Genomic DNA, 20,582 nt, shown 5'->3' on the forward strand with positions numbered 1-20,582 from the left:
AATGATAAAGCGACAGTCAGTACCGCAACGGTAAGTGTGGACGAGACTGACAAAGCGGTAACTACTTCAGGAACATTGACTAGTACCGACGTGGATAACCCAGATAATGCGTTTACTCCGGATTCTATTTCAGGCACCAACGGTGACCTGACTATTGATGGTAATGGTCATTGGGTGTTCACCGCGAACAGTGCGTTTAATCAATTGAATGTCGGCGATAAGGTCGAAGAGACCTTCACTATCTCGTCTATTGATGGCACAACGTCAACGGTCAAAGTGACGATTAACGGCACTAACGATGCCGCTACTGTCAGCAGTGCGACCGTTGCCATCGATGAAACTGACAAAGCGGTAACAACCTCAGGCACGCTAACCAGTACCGATGTTGATAACCCAGACAATACGTTTACGCCGGATTCTATTGCAGGCACCAACGGTGACCTAACTATTGACGCCAATGGTCATTGGGTCTTCACGGCCAACAGCGCGTTTAATCAATTGAACGTTGGCGATAAAGTCGAAGAGACCTTCACTGTGTCGTCTGTTGATGGCACACCATCGACCATCAAGGTCACGATTAACGGTACTAACGACGCCGCTACTGTCAGCAGTGCGACCGTTGCCATTGATGAAACCGACAAAGCAGTAACGACATCAGGAACGCTGGCCAGTACCGACGTGGATAATCCAGATAATACGTTTACGCCGTATTCTATTTCAGGCACCAACGGTGACCTGACTATCGATGCTAATGGTCATTGGGTGTTCACCGCGAGCAGCGCGTTTAATCAGTTAAACGTCGGCGATAAGGTCGAAGAGACCTTTACGGTATCGTCGGTTGATGGCACAGCGTCAACCATCAAAGTGACGATTAACGGCACTAACGATGCAGCGACAGTCAGTACCGCAACAGTCAGTGTGGATGAGACTGATAAAGCGGTAACGACATCAGGAACGTTGACCAGTACTGACGTGGATAATCCAGATAATGCATTTACACCGGATTCCATTAGAGGCACCAACGGTAACCTGACTATTGACACTAATGGTCATTGGACATTCACCGCCAACAGCGCATTTAATCAATTGAACGTCGGCGATAAGGTCGAAGAAACCTTTACGGTATCGTCGGTTGATGGCACAGCGTCAACCATCAAAGTGGCGATTAACGGCACTAACGACGCCGCTACTGTCAGCAGTGCGACCGTCGCCATTGATGAGACCGACAAAGCAGTAACGACATCAGGCACCCTAACCAGTGTCGACGTCGATAATCCAGACAATGAGTTTACGCCAGATTCTATTTCAGGCACCAATGGTGACCTGACTATTGATGCCAATGGTCACTGGGTATTTACCGCGAACAGCGCGTTTAATCAGCTAAACGTCGGCGATAAGGTCGAAGAGACCTTCACGGTGTCGTCCATCGATGGCACCCCTTCGACGATCAAGGTCACGATTAACGGAACCAATGACAAAGCTGTGATAAGCGGAACAAGTACCGGCGTGGTAACCGAAGAATCTCAGCTTAAAACCTCTGGCTCACTGACTGTGACTGATGTTGATGCCGGTCAAGCACACTTCTCCAACACTGATATCGTAGGCACCTTTGGTACGCTGCACCTGACAGATTCTGGTGCTTGGACTTATGACTTAGATAATAAGAACCCAACCGTTCAAGCGCTAAGCAAAGGAACAACCGCTACCGATACCATTACTGTCCATTCTGCTGACGGCACACCACATCAAATTACGATTACGGTGAATGGCACCAATGATGCAGCGGTAATCACTGGAACTACAACTGGCAATGTCGATGAAGGTCATGGCAGTTTCGGTGATATGTCACCAGATTACGCTCAACCTGGTTTGGTGAAGCTAGGACAAGCTGGACTATCAGCTGATGGCAAGTTGGATATTGTTGACCCAGATACTGGGGAATCTCAGTTTGACTCTAAAGGGGGAGCTTGGAATAACTCTTACCATGGCCAGTATGGGCACTTAATATTAAACCCAGATGGTACTTGGCATTATCATGTTACTGTTGGCAGCGTTGATTGGGTTAGTCATCGTAACACAACCGTCGGCACGACTATTGATGAATTAGGTGAAAATCAAACCCTCACCGACACCATTACCGTTTATTCTAAAGATGGTACAAGTCACGACATAGTCATTACCATTCATGGTGATAATGATAGACCTTATATCAGTTCTGAAGTAACACTTTCCACAGGCACAGAAGATACAGCACTTACTTTCACCAAAGCTGATTTATTAGCCAATACTGTCGACGTGGATGCGAATGACGCAGGCAAACTTTCCATTGCGAATCTGTTAGTCGATTACGGTTCTGTTGTTGATAACAAAGATGGCACCTACACTTTTACTCCAACCAAAGACTATAACGGACAAGTTCATTTTAGCTATGACGTGACAGATGCGCATGGGGGTATCACTGCAACAGGCGCGAATTTACACTTACAAGCAACTGGCGATGCTGCGACTATTACTGGAATTGATCAAGGGAATGTGACAGAAGATCGTGGTTATATTGATACACAATATAATCTTCATTTTGATGGAAAATTAGATATTGTTGACCCCGACCAAGGTGAAGCTCAGTTTGATATTCAAAGAGGCCACACCTATCACGGAATTGGCTATGATACAAAAATGGGTGGGTGGGTACTTTTACAACAAGATGGTACTTATACTTATACAATTGATAATCGTAAACCAGAAATTCAAAATCTTGGGTCAACAGAGACTCTTGTCGATAAGGTGTCAATCCACAGTGTCGATGGAACAAGTCATGAAATTCAGATCACAATCCACGGTACAAATGATGACCCTAAGGTTTCTTCGGTAACAACTCTTCCTGCAGGAACTGAAGATACAGATGTCGTTCTACACGCTTCTGATTTACTAGCCAACGCTACAGACATCGACCACAATGATGCAGGGCAACTCTCAGTGGCCAACCTCACCGCCGACCATGGCAAAATCACCGATAATCATGACGGTACTTTTACCTTTCATCCTGCCCTAGATTACAATGGGAAAGTCTCTTTTAGCTATGATGTAAAAGATGTACATGCTGGCAGTACAGCGACTTCAGCGAGTATGACGTTAGCACCAACCAGTGATGCAGCGGTTATTACAGGCTCCGGTTCTGGGGTTAAAGAGGATATCAATGTGGATATCTCGAGTGGGCATCTCCTTGGAGCTTCTGGTGTGTTCCATGTTGTTGACCCTGATGGTCCTGCACAGTCGCAATTCCCAGATGTGCTCTATGGTGGTATTTATCAAGGGTCTCATGGTGGAGATCTTCAGGTGAATAGTAATGGTAACTATTACTATCATATAAGTAATTATTTAGTACAACATCTCTCAGAGGGTGAAACACTCAAAGAGGAGTATACCATTCACAGCGTTGATGGAACTCAACACAAAGTGGAGTTTACCGTTGAGGGGACCAATGATAAACCCGTCCTCTCTGCCCAATCACAATCGGTAACTGAAGGTGGAACCCTTTTATCTGGTCAGATGCATGCCACGGATGTGGATACAAAAGACACGCATACATTCACTATTGATAAACCTGTAGATGGCTTAACCTTTAACAATGATGGTAGTTACACTTTTGACCCCTCCCATGCAAGTTATCAAAACTTGGGAGTAAACAATGACCAAGTTATACATGTTCAGGTAAAAGTGGATGACCATAATGGTGGTACGGATACGAAGACTCTAACGTTAGTTGTACACGGAACGAATGACAGTGCAACAATTGGCGGACAAGACACCTTTACTGTTCAAGAGGATCATAACCTTACCCTAAACTCCGGTAATACGATCATATACAACGGCCAATTGACCATTACTGACGCCGATGCTGGAGAAGATCATTTTGATGGGAATCTTCATCAAAACCAACAAACAGGCACATGGGATACCGGATATACAACACAGGAAGGTGGAAAACTCATTCTTCAATCCAATGGTTCATATCGCTATGAAATTGATAATAGCCTCGCAAAGATTCAATCTCTCGGTAGTAGTGAAACGTTAATTGATACTGTTACTGTACGTTCTGCTGATGGTACGCCTCATCAAATTCAAGTCACTATCCAAGGTGACAATGATGCTCCAGTTGTTAGCTCCGCAGTTACACTTACGGCTGGAACTGAAGATACAGATGTCGTTCTACATGCTTCTGATTTACTCGCCAACGCTACAGACATCGACCACAATGATGCGGGGAAACTCTCTGTAGCAAATCTTATCGCGGATCATGGAAAGATTACCGATAATCACGACGGAACCTTCACCTTTCACCCTAACCAAGATTACAACGGCAAAGTCTCCTTTACCTATGATGTGCAGGATGCACATGGTGGAAGTGTCGCTACATCAGCCTCAATAACTCTCACTCCCACCCGTGATTCTGCTGTGATTTCAGGCGATGATACTGGTTCAATTAAAGAAGATCATAATGTTGGTCCTAGTTCATTACACCCTGTCGCCGCATCGGGTTTGCTGAGTGTGACAGATCCTGATGCAGGGCAAGACCATTTTCAGGTCAATCTGTTATTAGGAGAACAGGCGATTCACGATCCCTTTGGTGGTTTTTTACGCATTACACCAAGTGGCGCTTGGGGATATGAAGTAGCCAATAGTCGCTTGCAATCATTAGCTGAAGGTGAAGTAGAAAAAGTTGTATATCGTGTTTACTCTGCAGACCACACTGCCCACGATATAACAATAACGGTGACAGGCACCAATGATAAGCCAACCATCACTGCGACGACACTTGCACATGGCACTGAAGATACACATTACCAAATGCAAGCCAGTCAGTTTGGATTCAGTGATATCGACACAGGCGATACGTTACATTCCATAGCAATCACAGGTCTACCATCAGCAACACAAGGTAAGTTTGTGCTTGATGGACACGATGTTACAGCGGGGCAACACATCCCTACAGCTGACATCAGTAAACTTCAGTTCGTTCCTGCGCAAGATTTTAATGGCGATGTTCAGTTTAAATATACTGTTAACGATGGGCATACCGACTCTGCAGAGGCTACCAACACACTTCATATTGATGCGGTGGGAGATAAAGCCGTTATATCAGGTGTTGATACCGGCGATGTCCATGAAGGACACACTTTCACCGCACCAGACGGTAGTATGACTGGCGGCTATGTTGATGACCGTTCACCTGATCATATGCATGGAAACATAGGGAAATTGTGGAACGATGAAATTCATACCGATGGCCACCTATCGATAGTTGATGCTGATGCAGGTGAAAGCTATGCCCAAACAGGCGTTTATTATGGTTCACATGGTCGTGTCATACTTCAAACTAACGGGGATTGGAGCTACTTTGCTTCCATCGGCCAAGATGTAACCGGCAGAGCTATTGACCATCTGGGGAAAGGGGAATCACTAACCGATACTGTCACCGTTAAATCTGCAGATGGCACCACACATGATATCATTATCACCATTCATGGCGATAACGACCGTCCGTATTGTTCTGGTGAAGTGCAACTTAACAGCGGTAAAGAAGATCTTGCGCAAACCATCACTGCATCTGAGCTATTGGCAAACACCGTAGATGTAGATACGAACGATGCCGGACAACTCACTATAGCCAATCTGCATGCGGATCACGGCACTCTCGTCGACAACAAAGATGGTACATTTACCTTCACTCCAGACCATGATTTCAACGGTAAAGTACATTTCACTTATGACGTCAAAGATGCTCATGGTGGCGTTACTCATACTGGCGCATCTGCCACGCTATTACCGAGCAATGATGCTGCCACACTGCAACCGACACTCGCCTCCAACTTTGTAACTGAAGATCATCTCAAATCGGGAACAAACACCAATGAGTTATGGTCAGGCTGGAAAAACCTCGATATTCAGGATATTGACTCGCAACCAGAAGCGAAAGTTACTCAAATAGAGGTCAACGGCATTAAACACACGGTACCAGCAAATTTCGCGATGAATCTTGCAGGCACACACGGTACCTTCAACTTCACTCATTCAACCGATGGCCACGACAAATGGAGCTACAGTGCGGATAATAGTCACGCTGAAGTTCAATCACTGAGTCACGGCGATTCTCTGACTGATACGATCACTCTTATCACCGCAGATGGAACACGAATCCCGCTGACAGCCAAAATCTTAGGCACCGATGATCATGTGATTATTGATACGCCTGACGCATTAACGGCCGCATTGGGAACGGCTGTTGAGGACAAGGTTACCTCTATTTCAGGCACCCTACTCGCGCACGATTCCGACAGTCAAGATTCAGTCACCTTTACTGCAGGTAACTCTGTTGGCGCTTACGGCACTCTTCATGTGGATAGCAATGGGCAATGGCATTATGACCTAGACCACTCAAAAGCCAATGCGCTACAACAAGGTGAGACCAAGGCAGAAGGCTTTGATATCACTGCGATATCTACTGACGGCTCAACCGCAACCAAACATATTGAAGTGTTGGTACAAGGAAATGATGATGGGGCGATCATTTCAGGCCAAGACTCGGGACAGGTAACTGAAGACAAGCATTTACAAACATCGGGAAACCTCACCGTTACTGATCCGGATAGTGGAGAGGGTCATTTTACTGCGACATCAGGTTCAACCCAACTTGGTACCTATACCATAGATGCATCTGGTCATTGGACGTATTCACTTGATCCTCGTGTTCAATCTCTGCATCAGGGAGAAACAACACCCGATGTGTTTACTGTGCATAGTGCTGACGGTACAGCACATGTGATAAAAGTGACCATCACTGGAACCCAGGATGCCCCAATAATCACGGGGCAAAGTACAGGGGCTGTTTACGAAGACTCTCAAACCTCTGTATCTGGAACACTTAATGCTGATGATAAAGACTATGGACAGAGTGGGTTTTGGGCACAGAGTCATATCGCGAGTACCCACAATTTTGGCGACCTCTCAATTGACCGAAATGGCCACTGGACGTTCCACCTTGATCCTACAAATACGGCAGTCAATGCTTTAGGAGAGCATGACACACTTCTAGAGACTGTGACGGTAAATACTATTGATGGCACCTCAAAAGAGATTCAGATTACTATTCACGGAACCAATGATGGAGCGATTATTTCAGGAGGTGACACAGGCAGTGTCACTGAAGACCAATTCACTGGCATGCAATGGCTCATAACCAAGGGGCAACTCACCATCAGTGATGCTGATACAGGTGAAGATAAATTTGACTCAATGGTACACGCTCAAAACAATGCAGGCATTGGTTATGACACCAAACTTGGTGGACACGTGCTGCTCTCAGAAGATGGTAGTTGGCAATATAATATGGATAACTTCTCCCCTGCTGTACAAAAACTGGCAGAGGGAGAAACGGCAATAGATACGGTCACAATTCACAGTGTGGACGGAACCCCGCATGAAATTCAGATCACCATTACCGGAACCAACGACGCACCGATTCTCGGCGTTAACCAAACATCATCAACGACAGGCACATTAACAGAGGCCGATGTAGACGTTAATGACACTCATACCTTCTCTATTGTCAGTTCAACAGGGCAATTCGGTTCATTGTCGGTAGATCCAAACACTGGTGACTACATCTACACACCAAATACGTCTATCACAGGAATGAGTTATAACTCTGCCACCAACTCCTATCATGGTGTCGATGTATTCGAAGTAAAAGTCAGTGACGGCCATACGGAAGATTCGAAATTCATTACCTTTGATGCCTCGGGGCATGTCACCATGTCACCAACGGGTGGCCTAGTCATATCAACCACAGTGCCTCAACAACCTACAGTTACAACGACACTACCAACCATGCAAATGGTCACCAACGTAGCGCCAACAAACTCGGTGACATTGGATTTGGCATCAACGAGTGACTCGGGTTCGTCGAACACTGACAACCTTACCAACGACACTACGCCAACGATTACCGGACACACTGATATTCCATTCTCGAAAGTCACCATTTACGATGGTTCAACACCCGTTGGACACGCGGTATCTGATGCCTCTGGCCAATATAACGTTGTAGTAAGCAGCTTACCGAATGGCGATCATAATCTATCCGCCAAAGCATTAGCGCCTTCTTCAACACTACCGGCAACATCGCCAGCCCTTTCAGTACATGTTGATACTGACATCGCCCCACTACAAGTTTCATTAACTCATGACACGGGACGTAGCACTTCCGACTTAATCACTAGCGATGGTGCGCTGACAATTAGCGGCCAAGAGACAGGTGCAACTATTGAATACTCCGTTGACGGTGGGCATACATGGAGCAATACGTTTACACCACAAACAGGAAGTAACACCGTTGAGGTTAGACAAACCGATACCGCGGGTAACATATCCACAAGCAGTTCTTTAACTTTTACTTTAGATAACACTGCTACTGCGCCAAGCGTCTCTCTAACCTCAGATTCAGGTGGCTCTTCTTCAGATAAAATTACGAATGTTGGAGACCTGAGTGTCGGAGGAATAGAACAAGGTGCTACGGTCGAATATTCTATCGACAACGGTGTGCATTGGAGCACTCAATTTACTCCGGCTGAAGGGAAAAACAACGTTCAAGTGAGACAGACAGATGTAGCGGGTAACGTCTCCCCTTCAACTTCATTGAGCTATACGTTAGATACTCAAATTGATATTCGAGTCAATTCCGCTCAGGTAGACCAACACGGTCAAGGTATGATGGTGCAAGTGTACTTGCCTAAAGATTCAGAAGTAACGCTTCTCGAAATTACCAGTGACGGCGGTGGCGCGCCTCTTCTTGTTGACCTGAAAACGGTGCAGAGACAAGGGACGGGTACAAGCGTTAGCCACCCTGACCATCAGTATCAAGAGTTTGTTGGCATCGACTTATCTTCGCTACCCGATGGAAACTTGATTATTCGCGTAGCAGGTACAGATACTGCAGGTAATACCGTCACAGCTCAATCATCAGCTAGTTCGAACTATGTATTAGACACAACAGCTAGTGCGAGTGACGACAGCAACACGGCAATCGAAGATTCTACAATTCCAGTATCCGGTAACCTACTAAGTAACGACGCCGATGCCGCTACTGTCACGACAACTGGCGACATTCAAGGCACTTACGGACTATTCCATTTAAACAAAGACGGCAGCTATACCTACACGCTGGATAACCAACTGAGTACGATTCAGCAACTTAATTCTACATCAACGCCTCTAGTGGACAGCATCACTTATACAGCAAGCGATAGCCACGGAAACCTTACAACCGCTCACCTTGCCATATCCATTCAAGGCACTGATGACAACCATCCACCTGCGGTCACAGGGCAAACCGTTTCTACAAATGAAGACACCTCCAAAACATTTACGACCAGTGAATTTGGTTACAGTGATCAGGATGGCGACGCATTGCAGTTCGTGACTATTAACAGCATACCGAGTCATGGATTATTACTTCTAAACGGGAAAGCTGTAATCGCCAACCAGCAAATCAGCAAGGCTGAATTAGACGCTGGCCATTTAACCTTCACGCCGATCAATAATGAAAACGCCACCAACTATGCGCAATTTACGTTTACTGCGAATGACGGTCATCAAAACTCGGCAAGTGCAACGATGATATTGAACGTCAATGCAGTGAATGATGCACCTATCGTTGGCTCGAGTTTCATTAGCTCTTTAGAAGATAAACCTCATGCGTTCACCGCTGCAGACTTTAAATATTCCGATATTGATGGGGATGCGTTAAACCATATCACGATTACCAATGTCGCCCATGGCGTGTTAACACTGAATGGCGCCACGGTGAATGTTGGCGACGACGTCAGTGCATCCGATATTTCATCACTCATCTTCACCCCAACTCACAACTATTTTAGTTCTAATACCAACGGGCTGGGTGCGGTGCAATTTACAGCAAACGATGGTCATATAGATTCAAAAGAAGGCTCTATATTCATTAATATTGCTGATGTTGCTGACCCTGCAACATTCGGTGGAGACTCCACAGGGGCGGCACAAGAAGACACAACACTTCAAGCGTCAGGTACGTTGACAGCGAGTAACCCTGATGGAACAGCTGGGTTTATCGCGGTTCAAAGCGGTGTGGGAATAGTAGGAAGTAAAGGTTATGGGCATGCGCACATTGATAGCAATGGCCACTGGACTTACGACCTTTACAATAAACACCCTATCGTTCAGCAGCTCGGTCAAGGGCAAACCGATACTGAAACCATCACAATTCAGTCTGCAGATGGAACGCAGCACGATATCGTGATCACCATTACCGGAACCAACGACTTACCGACAGTATCAGAAAAGCCGCAAGCGGGTCATATTACAGGCCAACACTCAGTCGATGAAGATTCGAACCTAAACCCTGCAGGCCAGTTAATAATCAACGACGTAGATGGAGACACAACCAGCGTTGCACTAGATCCAACACATAGTGCTGCCTATGGCCATGTTGTCTTTGATGCGCATAGCGGCACTTGGGTGTATCACTTAGATAACAGTAACCCTACAGTTAATGCCCTCAATGATAATGACACGTTGCAAGACAAGTTTACCTTGCTTGTGGATGATGGCCATGGCCAAAAAGTACCGCAAGAAATTACGATGACCATTAATGGTCATACCGACCCTGTACCCTACGCCCCACCAACAATCAGTGTCACGGTCGATACAAGAAATACTCACCATGTTACTGCTGGTATTACCCCAAGCACCCTACAAGCTTACGCACATTCTATAAGGGCACATGCAACGACAGTTAGCGGTAGCCATGAGATAAAAGGTCATGGTCATAGCGACATCATCATCGTAAGTGGACGACTTCATGAGGAGGCTGAACTAGAAGGTGGAAATGATATTTTATTCCTAGGAGGAAGACTGACTGATAAGGAAATAGAAGGTGGACATGGTAGCGATACCCTCATTTTAGGTGCTTACAATCGCAATAATGCCCCACGCTTACATGACCATGGTGAGAAAATCAGTGATGGGCACGAAGAGATGGAGCTGGAAAGCATCGAAAACATCATTCTTGGTGACGGTACGGTGCTAAAAGGTCATTTGCCAGCAAACTTCCCTCTAGTCACTCATGACCACTATGAAGTACCAGTTAATATTCAAGCGCACTTATCTTCAGGTGATGAGTCTGTTTCCAGTATTCGACTCACCCACTTACAACAAGGGCTAACACTGCAAAGTAATGGGCATAACATAAATGCTAACCATGACGGCAGTTACACAGTACCGGCCAATGGTCACCTTGTGGTAGTGTCAGATCATGCAATGAACAATGGACATCATTACTTCGAGACAGAGGTAACAACGCACAACTCAGTCACGGGTGTCACCGCTGTGACCACTGAAGACTTACAAGGGCATCTTCAAAGCCATGTAAACCCACCGCCTCCACCACCGCCGCCAGTTCAGCACGATGAACCGGATTCACCTCTAACGTTTGAGGCTTCTGTTACCATCGTAGATGACAGCAATACTCCAAATGAGCAGCAGCATGTTGGTGCCGCTGATTCTCAGCATCACGATGTCAGCCACCATGGTGCAGCCGCTTATCTGGATGCATTGGGCATTACACCCGATCCGACATCGACAACGGTTCACGATCAACCTGCGGACATGGACATCGTACTAGCGCAAGTTGACCATCAAGATGCAACGACACATGACCAAGCGCACTTGGACATGTCAGATGCGCTTGAACATCATGATGCGAACGTCAACCACAATCAAGATGATGAACACCATCATCACAACGACGTAGATGGGCTGCCGGATATTGATCCAAATAGTTAACCGATAACGATACTAAACAGAAGGGAGCACATAATGTGCTCCCTTCCTTTTGGTTTTACTTTGAGAGTGACGTTAAAAATCAACCTTCACGACTAAGGTAACTATCTTTCACCAAACGCGACACTGACATTGGTGTAAATCGGCTTCCAAAGGTATTGGAATACGGACTTCTCGCCAGTGGTAATGTCGACTTCTCCTGTCATGCCAGGCAAAATTGCGAATGTTTCCGGGTTATCTCTAAAGTAAGGTTTGTCGACCGAGACTACGACCTCGTAGAAAATTTCGCCTCGCTCATTCTTGCTGGTTGTCGGAGAGATGCTCTCTACTATGCCTTTCAATGCGCCAAAGCGACTGTAGTCGAACGCATCAATCTTGATACGAGTCGGCTGCCCTACACTCACAAAACCAATATCTCTTGGTGACAAACGCGCTTTAAAGTCTGCTTTCCCACCAACAGGAACAATTTCAACCACTGTCCCACCCGGCTGAATAACACCTCCGTTCTGTGTGCTTGGCAGGCTTTGCACCAAGCCTTGTAGCGGTGACACCAACATGGTGTTGGTCAATTTAGCTTGGCTTGAACGAACTCTAGCATTCAATGCTGATAAGTCAGATACGGCTTTAGAACGATCATCGCTCACTTTAGCTTTCGCTTCCGCCAGAAGCTGTATGATTTTTTGGTCATTACTGTCAGCTTGTCTAATCAATACCGACTTCTTGCCACGAGCTTCTTCGATTTTCTGTTCGATACTGGCCAATTTTTGTCGCATTTCAAGCACACGTAAACGTGAAATGTTGCCCGATTTATAACCCTTTTCTAGTATGTTCAACTCTTGCTTAGTCGCATTTAACTCTTTCTCATAACTCGGCAAGGCCTTTTCTACACTACGAAGCTGCTCTGCAATTTGCTCGCTCTCTTTCTCAAGCACCACACGCTTTTGGAAGTAGAGGGCTTTTTGCGCGTTCAGCTGCGCTTTTTGTTGGCTGACGATCTCTGGGTAATCGACCTCAAACTCAGCAAGGTTAGGCTCACGCTGCTCAAGCAGCGCATTCATACGTTCCACACTGGCTAGAAGCGTCACTTGTTGGGACTTTAGCTCTTCAAGGGCGGTACGCTGGAAAGTGGCATCAAACTCAACAAGCGGCTGGCCTTTCTCTACCAACTGGCCTTCTTTAACGAGAATTTGCTTTAACTTACCGCCAATCGCGCTTTGTAATACTTGCTTCTCGCCTTCCGGAATCACAGCACCTTTGGCTTTGGCGATTTCATCAACTTGAGTGACTACAGACCAAGTGGCAAAAGCAATAACACATAAGGCAACCGACCATGTAGCCAGCGCCAATGTACGAGCCGTATTTTGTGATTCAACAAGTTCACCGTAGCGCTTGCCCTTCTCGATAGATTGTTTAGTCATTAGCGACTCCTTGCTTAGACTCTGATTGTTCTTGTTGGGCTGCATTTTGTTGAGCAGACGCCTCTTGAGTTGACGGCTGTAGCTCTTGAGATAACGGTTGCTCAGATAACTGCGGTTCTTGAGAAGCTTGAGGCTCTGAAGGCTGTTCCTGCTTCGAAGACTGCTCCGGCTCTAATGGACCGGCATAAACCACTGCACCTTCATTTAATACCACCACTTTATCGGCAAGCTTGATTAAATCCGGATCGTGGGACGTGTAGATCACCGTTGCTTCTCCTTTTTTCGACTGCACAAACTCACCAAATATACGTTTAGCATTTGGGTGAGCATCAGGCACAGGATTATCCATTAAGAACATTGGGTAGTCATAAACCAGCGCTTTTGCATCAATGAGGATCTGCGCGACGCTGCCAGACAACATGTCAAAAAGGCTGTCCGGCTGAATACTACTGATGGAAGTATCGAGCCCACCTGATAATGTCTCGAACCAACGCTTTCCGCCCACCATTTCAATTGCAGAGATCATTTTCTGATCTTCGACTTTGTGACCGTCGTTTAGCCACTCTCGAATACTCAGCGTAAGCAAATCAGGATATGCGGCTCGAATGAAACACCAGTGGCGATAAAGCTGCGGATCGTATTGAACGAGGTTAACGCCTTCAAGCTCGACCATCCCGTTTTGGATAGGCTGCAAGCCAGACAGCACTTCAATTAATGTTGATTTACCGCTCCCAGAAGGGCCGGTAATCGCGACAATTTCACCGGCTTCAATATCAAAACTCACACCATTCAAGGCCGGGCGACTCTGTTTGGGATAGCGCAGTGTCACTTGGTCTAATTTCAAATTAGGCGCTACGACAGGTAACGGGTGATGCTGGTAACTGAATTCACGCTCAGACGGCTGAGACAAGATACGGTTCACTTGCAACTTGGATTGATTAAAGCTATTAAAACGCATCGCGCTGTTTGCCAACACCTGAGCAGGACCCGTCACCTTAGATATCAACATCATTGAAGCAATCAAACCACCGGGCGTCATCACTTGTTCAAAAATAAGTCCTATTCCTAACCCCATCACGGCGAGTGTCGAACCCACACCAATGAAATAGTAAATCGAGGTGTACCGACTCTGGAGAACCGATTGATTAAAGGTCACTGTTGAAGCAAGAAGATTGGCCTTTTTGAAGCGTTGAATCCAGTGCTCTGAGAATCCAGCACTGCGAATAAAGGCGAGTTTGGATGACAGTTCATTGGTCATGTTTTGACGATTCGTACCTGCCACTGTCGATTGCATTGAGCGCTTACTGCTAGAGCGTATCGAGCGTTTTGCTAGCAAGTAATAAAGGATTAAAGAGACGACTGGAACCAGTACCAACCACCCGCCTAAAACACCTATCGCAAGTACAAAAATAAGAATGAATGGTAGGTCAAATAACGCATTTCCTAATAGCCCCGATAGCACACCTGAAATACGCTCTGACAACATCACTTGGTTTTGCTGACTAGAAGAAGCTGTTTGCTGATTTTGAGCATAGCTATTACGAAGCAGACGCTGCACAAGGGATTGAGAAATCTCACGACTTACTCGGTTCGAAACTGAAGCAAACACTCGGCTGCGCAATGTTCTCAACCAACCCATCATCACAAACAACAACGCCGCGCCAATGGCGATACCTTGCAACTCATGCCCTGCATCACCACCAATCACATGGTCATAAATCGACATCGTGATGAAAGGAACGGCAAGCGCAAATAAGTTAGTGATAAAGCTGACCAACAACAATTTAGGAATGATGGGACGAAACGCATGTAACCTTTCGCCAACCCAATCAGGAGAGGCCTTCTCTAATGGTGGCCCTTCGATAACGATGCAAAACTGTGGGATCTGGGTAATGTCGTCATTGGCATTAAAGGCAACAAATTGCTTGGATTCTAAATGACCAGAGACCAGCTCATGTTCACCAAGTACCAGTAAGACCAATTTATGTTCACCAACTTCATCTAGGTTGGCAACCAAGCGATAAGGCAGTGCAAGCCTGTCGAACAAGGCAAACATATCGTCGATTGATTCAATGCCATTTTCATCGACCCATTGATGTGCGAACAACTGGATATTAGCATTAACTTCCAACTGCTTAAGAACGGAAAGGCTCTCGGTTTCTAAATGATTCATCACCTCTTGTCGACCGCTGGTATCTGCACGGCTGTTCGTACCTGAAGGGTTACCAATATCTAAACGATTCATACGACGGCCTCCTGATTGCTCTCGCTGTCGACCGTAATAGCTCGACTTTCCACTGTAATGATTCGATTAGCCAATTCGCGAAGCTTCGAATGGTAGCTCACCATCAGTATCGTGCGTCCTGCCTTTACTTCTTCTTCCAACACCTTAGCTAGATTCCCAAGGGCGTCTAAATCAAGTGAAGAATCCGGCCTTTCCAACATGATTATGGGTTTATCACTTGCCAATTGAGCCGCGATATTGAGCATTTTCACGTTACCCATACTCAACAAAGAAGCACTCGTATGGCCAATTTGTGTCTCTAGTCCATCGGGTAATCGAGTAATCTCCTTGGTTAAACCCAAACGCTTTGCATAGTCACTGGCGCTTTGCGTTTTCTCAGGGTCAAAGCCACACAAGTTGTCGAGAATAGTACCCGACACCAACTGCCCTTTAACGCCACAGTAGGCCGCAATATTGGTTACGGATGCGATTGAAACTGCAGCTCCGTTAATGAAGCACTCACCCGCTTTTAGATCATCAATACCTGCAATCGACGACAATAAATGACTGTTGGTGTGGCGATCCTCACTCTCTAACAATATCAACTCACCTTTATTCAGTGTGACATCTGCATGAGCAAGTTCACCGTATCTTTCAACGGTCGCTTGCTTGATTTCCAACGTCTCAAAGTCAGATAAGTGGTTCTCAACTTGCTCAGAATCTGAAGAGTCCGATAGTGATAAGTCACTCAATTTTTCTATTGCCTGATTGGCACTGTGTATTGAATTAAGCTTGATTCTAACCCCAACCAGAGCACTTAAAGGTGCGACGGCTCTGCCCGATAAGATAGAACATGCCGCCAATCCACCAGTGGTTAACTGGCCATCCAACACCCACAAGCTCCCCGTAATCACGAGTAAAACTGACGTGGCTAATGCAGCAAGCTGAATACATTCTTGGGCGAAGGCATTCTGTTCTTCTTCTCTCGCTTTAGACTGAGAGCGAACATTATTGAGGGATTTAAACTGATTGAAGATTCGAGACTCAACGGCCTGGCGTTTGATTCCCTGAATGGTTTGGCTCAGTAAAATCAAGAACGCTTTTCGCTCCTGCTCATCTTGGGAAGCTTCTTCACTTAAGCTTTTAACGCGAATAGAAGATAACCAAACGATTCCAAGAGTAATCAGCCAAACTGCCAAAGGTATCGCCACCAGCTCACCACCGATGTAAGCCACCAAGCCCAAGAAGATCAATGCAAAAGGCAAATCAATAAAGCCTGCAATCACACCACCGGAATACCAATCTTTGACTTTTGATACTGAGCCCAGCCCCTCTTCCACGCCGCCAACACCAATGTGGCGAAGATGGCCTGATGAAGCCGTTGTTACTCTTTCAACCAAGGTTTGATAGGTCGCTTTCTCGGTATTGCTGGCCGCGGCTGACAAAAGCCAAGTACGCACAAACCGGATCAATGCTTCCATGGCAACAGCCAACGCTGCACCCGCCAACAACAAAGTGGCAGTACCGTAACTTTGGTTAGGTAAAATACGATCGTAAATTTGTAAAACCGTTAACGGAACGGCGAGAGAGAGAAGATTTATGAGTAAAGAAGGCAGTAGGACTTTCCCCACCACCCCTTTGTTTTTCATTGAACTTGCGGGCATACACAATCCTTATCCATGCTTATGAAATAAGATTGGTACACCATGTTCAGTATTGCAAGGTAACGGACTGATTTAACGTGTTTTTCAATATAAATATGACACAGATCTTTCTACACAAATCTGTGGCTATACCCGTACCTTAAAAACGCTCGTTACAAGTGCTCCTTACAAACAATTGTCGTAATCCGTTATCGCCTGCTTTAATTTTGAAAAGTCTGAGTTACATAAATACGGTTTCAGCGCTTCAAATTTATCTGAGGGCCACTCGTATATTTTGAATGACATGAGTTCGTCAATAACGGACTCATCAAAGCGGTATTTGACGACTTTAGCTGGAGAACCACCGACAATGCTGTATGGAGCGACGTCTTTAGTCACCACACTATTCGCTGCAACCACAGCGCCTTCGCCAATCGTCACACCGGGCATCACCATCGCTCTCATGCCTAACCACACCCCATCTTCAATGTGAGTGTCACCTTTGCCAATGTAGGCATCGTCGATGACATCCATAAATGGATACAGCGAAAACCAATCAACTCTGTGTGTATGGTTGCCGCCCATCAAAATCACGACCTCTGCGCCAATACAGACATAATCACCGATATAGAGTTCGTCGATTTCCCATCGAGGCTCCCACTGGCGGCTGACTTCGTCGCCGTGTAAATAGCGCACTACCGATTGTTCAAAACCATTATCCCAGCAATCGCTGTAATAACTGTGTTGACCTTTTACATAAATATTGGGGTTGGTTACGACTTCATGCAGCAACTCGAATTTGGACCAATGCTTCTTTTGCATTTTTACCTCTGAATGATCTATTTAGTTTTATTCGTTAACTATCAAAATGTTCGACGATGCAAATCCAAGGTGCACAAACTAACGCCCTATAAACACAGGGTTCACTGGGATGAATAGTGAGTATCACGCTTAAATCATAGCAATGTCGCTAAAACTAAAGAGACGTCAGTGGATTCGAGGTTGCTTAAGAAGAGGAAGTAGTTTCAAAGTTTGCTCAGTTTTTATCGATAACTTGGTGGGATAATTTACAGACGTAGTGTATCTGTTTAATCGCGCCAATTTGACAGGAAGATGTGATTAATAAGGTTTCAAATATCGTTTCGTAGAATACGGCATGAACAAGAGCCTGCGCGATTACACAGGCTCAAACTTAGACTCGGCTATAAATTTCGGCTCACGCTTGGAGCTGGGTTCAGCGACTACATTCGAGCAAGCTGTGCTTTTCTGTCTTTATCCACCACACAAAAGTTACCGCGCTTAGTACGGCATTTAGAGCATCGTTCGCATTCAACAGGGCTTCTATCCCCTTCCTTCCAACGCTTAACTAAATGGGGTTCAGAAAGCAGCGGTCTTGAAAGCGCGAAGTACTCAATGCCCGTGTTGTTTACAATCGCTTCGATAGCATCAAAATCCGTTAGGCCGCCAACCGTGATCACTGGGATATTAACGTCTTGGCTGATCGCGTGACCATACTCATGGAAATAGCCTTCAGCTTGAATGGTAAAACCATCGTGCGACTCGCCAATCATAGTGTCTGCTTTACCATGAATATTACCTGACACGACAATGCCATCCACGCCCACTTGTTCAAGCTTTTTACACACAATACGTGTTTCCTCAAAGGTGACGCCACCTTCAAAAAACTCCGAAGCTGTAAGCTTAACTAAGATAGGGAAATCATCACCCACCAGCTTACGTGTCGCGGTATAGATCTCTAACAAAAATCTCATGCGGTTTTCTAAGCAACCGCCGTATTCATCTTCACGTTGGTTGTAATAAGGGCTTAAGAACTGGTTAATCAGGTAAGTGTGAGCGGCATGAATTTCAACGCCATCAAAACCTGACTTCTGTGCTCTTAATGACGCTTGAGCAAAGGCATCAACAATGTAGTTGATCTCGCCTTTGGTCATCGCTTTGCCTAGTGTTTGAGTTCCTTTTTCTGGAACCTCACTTGGTGCATAGATGACTCGTTCACCAAGATCATGTGTGGTTTTGGTGCCACCATAAGCCAACTGCATCACGATTTTAGAGTCGTTGTCGTGCACCAGTTGAGTCAGCTTCTGATACTCTTCAATGAATGAATCGTTATACATACCCATCATGCCCGCATTCGGCTTTTCTTCTTCAACGATGTTCGCGTAACCCGTCACGATCAGGCCGACTTCACCTTGAGCCAACTCTTCGTAGATAGCGTACAGTTTATCTGTCATATGCCCATCTTCGGTGGCCATATTTTCCCACGTTGCACTTCTCATGAAGCGGTTCTTTAGTGTCATCTTGCCAATGTGGGTTTCTGTAAACAAAGTGCTCAAGTGTCTTCCTCTCAAAATCGTGTTACGCGAGTTACCCATCAAGCATGGGCACTGATTCAGGCGGATACTACAGAGAATAAACTAGGGAAAACTTAATCTAGATTAAGAGAGCGCCACTCTCAGATGAGAAAAAGGCAGAAAGAGACAGCAAAAGATGAGAAAAGAGAAATTAGAGAAAACTGAGGAAGCAAACAAAAGCCGCTTAGTTTAGCTAAACGACTTCAGGGATTTATAAGCTTATAGCTTTATAGATTTATAGATTTATAGCTTGAAGGCTTTACTAAAAATCAGACTTAACAGCGTTATCCATATTGAACCGTAGGATCAACACACTGATAGGTCTGCCCAATGCTCGCTTCATTGGTTAACAAGGCTTCAATAAGGCGCGCCACTTCTTGTCTATAAATCACACCATGAACTTCGACCTGCTGGGACAGCTCACCGTTGCCAGTCTCCTCGCCGTCTAACAAGCCACCCGGACGTAAGATGGTGTAATCCAGAGAACTCGAGTTTAGCCAAGCTTCGGCCAACGACTTTTCACGAACCGCTGCGCCAAACCCTTTTCTAGATCGCTCCGACAAATACTGCCAAGAGTCACCACAACCTAACGACGTTACCAGCACAAATCGAGCAATACCATTGGCTTCAAGCGCATCAGTCAGATGTCGGTGTCCAATGTAATCAACGGGAATGTCAGCTCTGAAGCTGCCCATACTAGAAACGACCAGTGTCGATTTAGGTAACTGAGCGACCACAGATTCAAGCTGTTCTTTATCGGTAGCATCACAACGCAGTGTGGTGATACCAAGTTCAGCCAAGCGCGTGTTCTTCTCTGGGTTTCTCGCAATCGCTATCACTTGATAATCTTGTTTGTGAAAATGCTCAACAATTGCAGCACCCAGTCCACTTCCTGCTCCCCATACAACGACCGTACTCATAAAAAACCTCATAATATTCATGTTGTAGTGATACTAACCAGACAATTTAAACCGTTCCTTTATCGAGATCAACAAATGAGAATAAGTCTCAATATTATTTTTATTTTTTTGCTGGCTCTCACTAATCCGCT

Annotated in this window: 7 protein-coding genes; 1 reads left to right on the forward strand and 6 read right to left on the reverse strand. The window is 45.7% G+C overall.

Annotated elements, in window-relative coordinates; translation table 11 throughout:
• Positions 1-36: 36 nt before the first annotated feature.
• Positions 37-11,877 carry a VCBS domain-containing protein gene (locus H5300_RS27935; RefSeq protein WP_310736123.1) on the forward strand — a complete coding sequence of 3,947 codons (11,841 nt, stop codon included), beginning with the start codon at positions 37-39 and terminating at the stop codon, positions 11,875-11,877.
• A gap of 101 nt (positions 11,878-11,978) precedes the next feature.
• On the opposite strand, the gene H5300_RS12340 is transcribed toward H5300_RS27935, so the two are convergent.
• The 6 genes from H5300_RS12340 to H5300_RS12365 form a co-directional block, all read right to left on the reverse strand.
• Positions 11,979-13,292, reverse strand: a complete 1,314-nt coding sequence (locus H5300_RS12340) for an HlyD family type I secretion periplasmic adaptor subunit (RefSeq protein WP_182796066.1) — start codon at positions 13,290-13,292, stop codon at positions 11,979-11,981.
• Positions 13,285-15,537, reverse strand: a complete 2,253-nt coding sequence (locus H5300_RS12345) for an ABC transporter transmembrane domain-containing protein (protein ID WP_182796067.1) — start codon at positions 15,535-15,537, stop codon at positions 13,285-13,287. Before H5300_RS12345 ends, H5300_RS12340 begins: the two co-directional genes overlap by 8 nt.
• Positions 15,534-17,180, reverse strand: coding sequence for an ABC transporter ATP-binding protein (locus H5300_RS12350; RefSeq protein ID WP_182796068.1), 1,647 nt, complete (start codon positions 17,178-17,180; stop codon positions 15,534-15,536). The genes H5300_RS12345 and H5300_RS12350 overlap by 4 nt, the downstream gene beginning before the upstream one ends.
• 165 nt (positions 17,181-17,345) lie before the next feature.
• A complete protein-coding gene (locus H5300_RS12355) occupies positions 17,346-17,981 on the reverse strand; it encodes a CatB-related O-acetyltransferase (RefSeq protein ID WP_182796069.1) in 636 nt (211 codons plus the stop codon).
• Positions 17,982-18,400: 419 nt separating this feature from the next.
• A complete protein-coding gene (locus H5300_RS12360; protein WP_182796070.1) occupies positions 18,401-19,513 on the reverse strand; it encodes an NADH:flavin oxidoreductase in 1,113 nt (370 codons plus the stop codon).
• Between the two features lie 302 nt (positions 19,514-19,815).
• Positions 19,816-20,451 (reverse strand): SDR family oxidoreductase, encoded by a 636-nt coding sequence (locus tag H5300_RS12365; protein WP_182796071.1) that lies wholly within the window; start codon positions 20,449-20,451, stop codon positions 19,816-19,818.
• Between the last annotated feature and the right edge of the window lie 131 nt (positions 20,452-20,582).

This window comes from Vibrio sp. SG41-7, assembly GCF_014164465.1.
GTDB lineage: Bacteria > Pseudomonadota > Gammaproteobacteria > Enterobacterales > Vibrionaceae > Vibrio > Vibrio splendidus.

Excerpts from the sequence above, each read along its gene's own strand:
- H5300_RS12350 (WP_182796068.1), bottom strand. The coding sequence starts at position 17,180 with ATGCCCGCAAGTTCAATGAAAAACAAAGGGGTGGTGGGGAAAGTCCTA.
- H5300_RS12340 (WP_182796066.1), bottom strand. The coding sequence starts at position 13,292 with ATGACTAAACAATCTATCGAGAAGGGCAAGCGCTACGGTGAACTTGTT.
- H5300_RS12365 (WP_182796071.1), bottom strand. The coding sequence starts at position 20,451 with ATGAGTACGGTCGTTGTATGGGGAGCAGGAAGTGGACTGGGTGCTGCA.
- H5300_RS12345 (WP_182796067.1), bottom strand. The coding sequence starts at position 15,537 with ATGAATCGTTTAGATATTGGTAACCCTTCAGGTACGAACAGCCGTGCA.
- H5300_RS12355 (WP_182796069.1), bottom strand. The coding sequence starts at position 17,981 with ATGCAAAAGAAGCATTGGTCCAAATTCGAGTTGCTGCATGAAGTCGTA.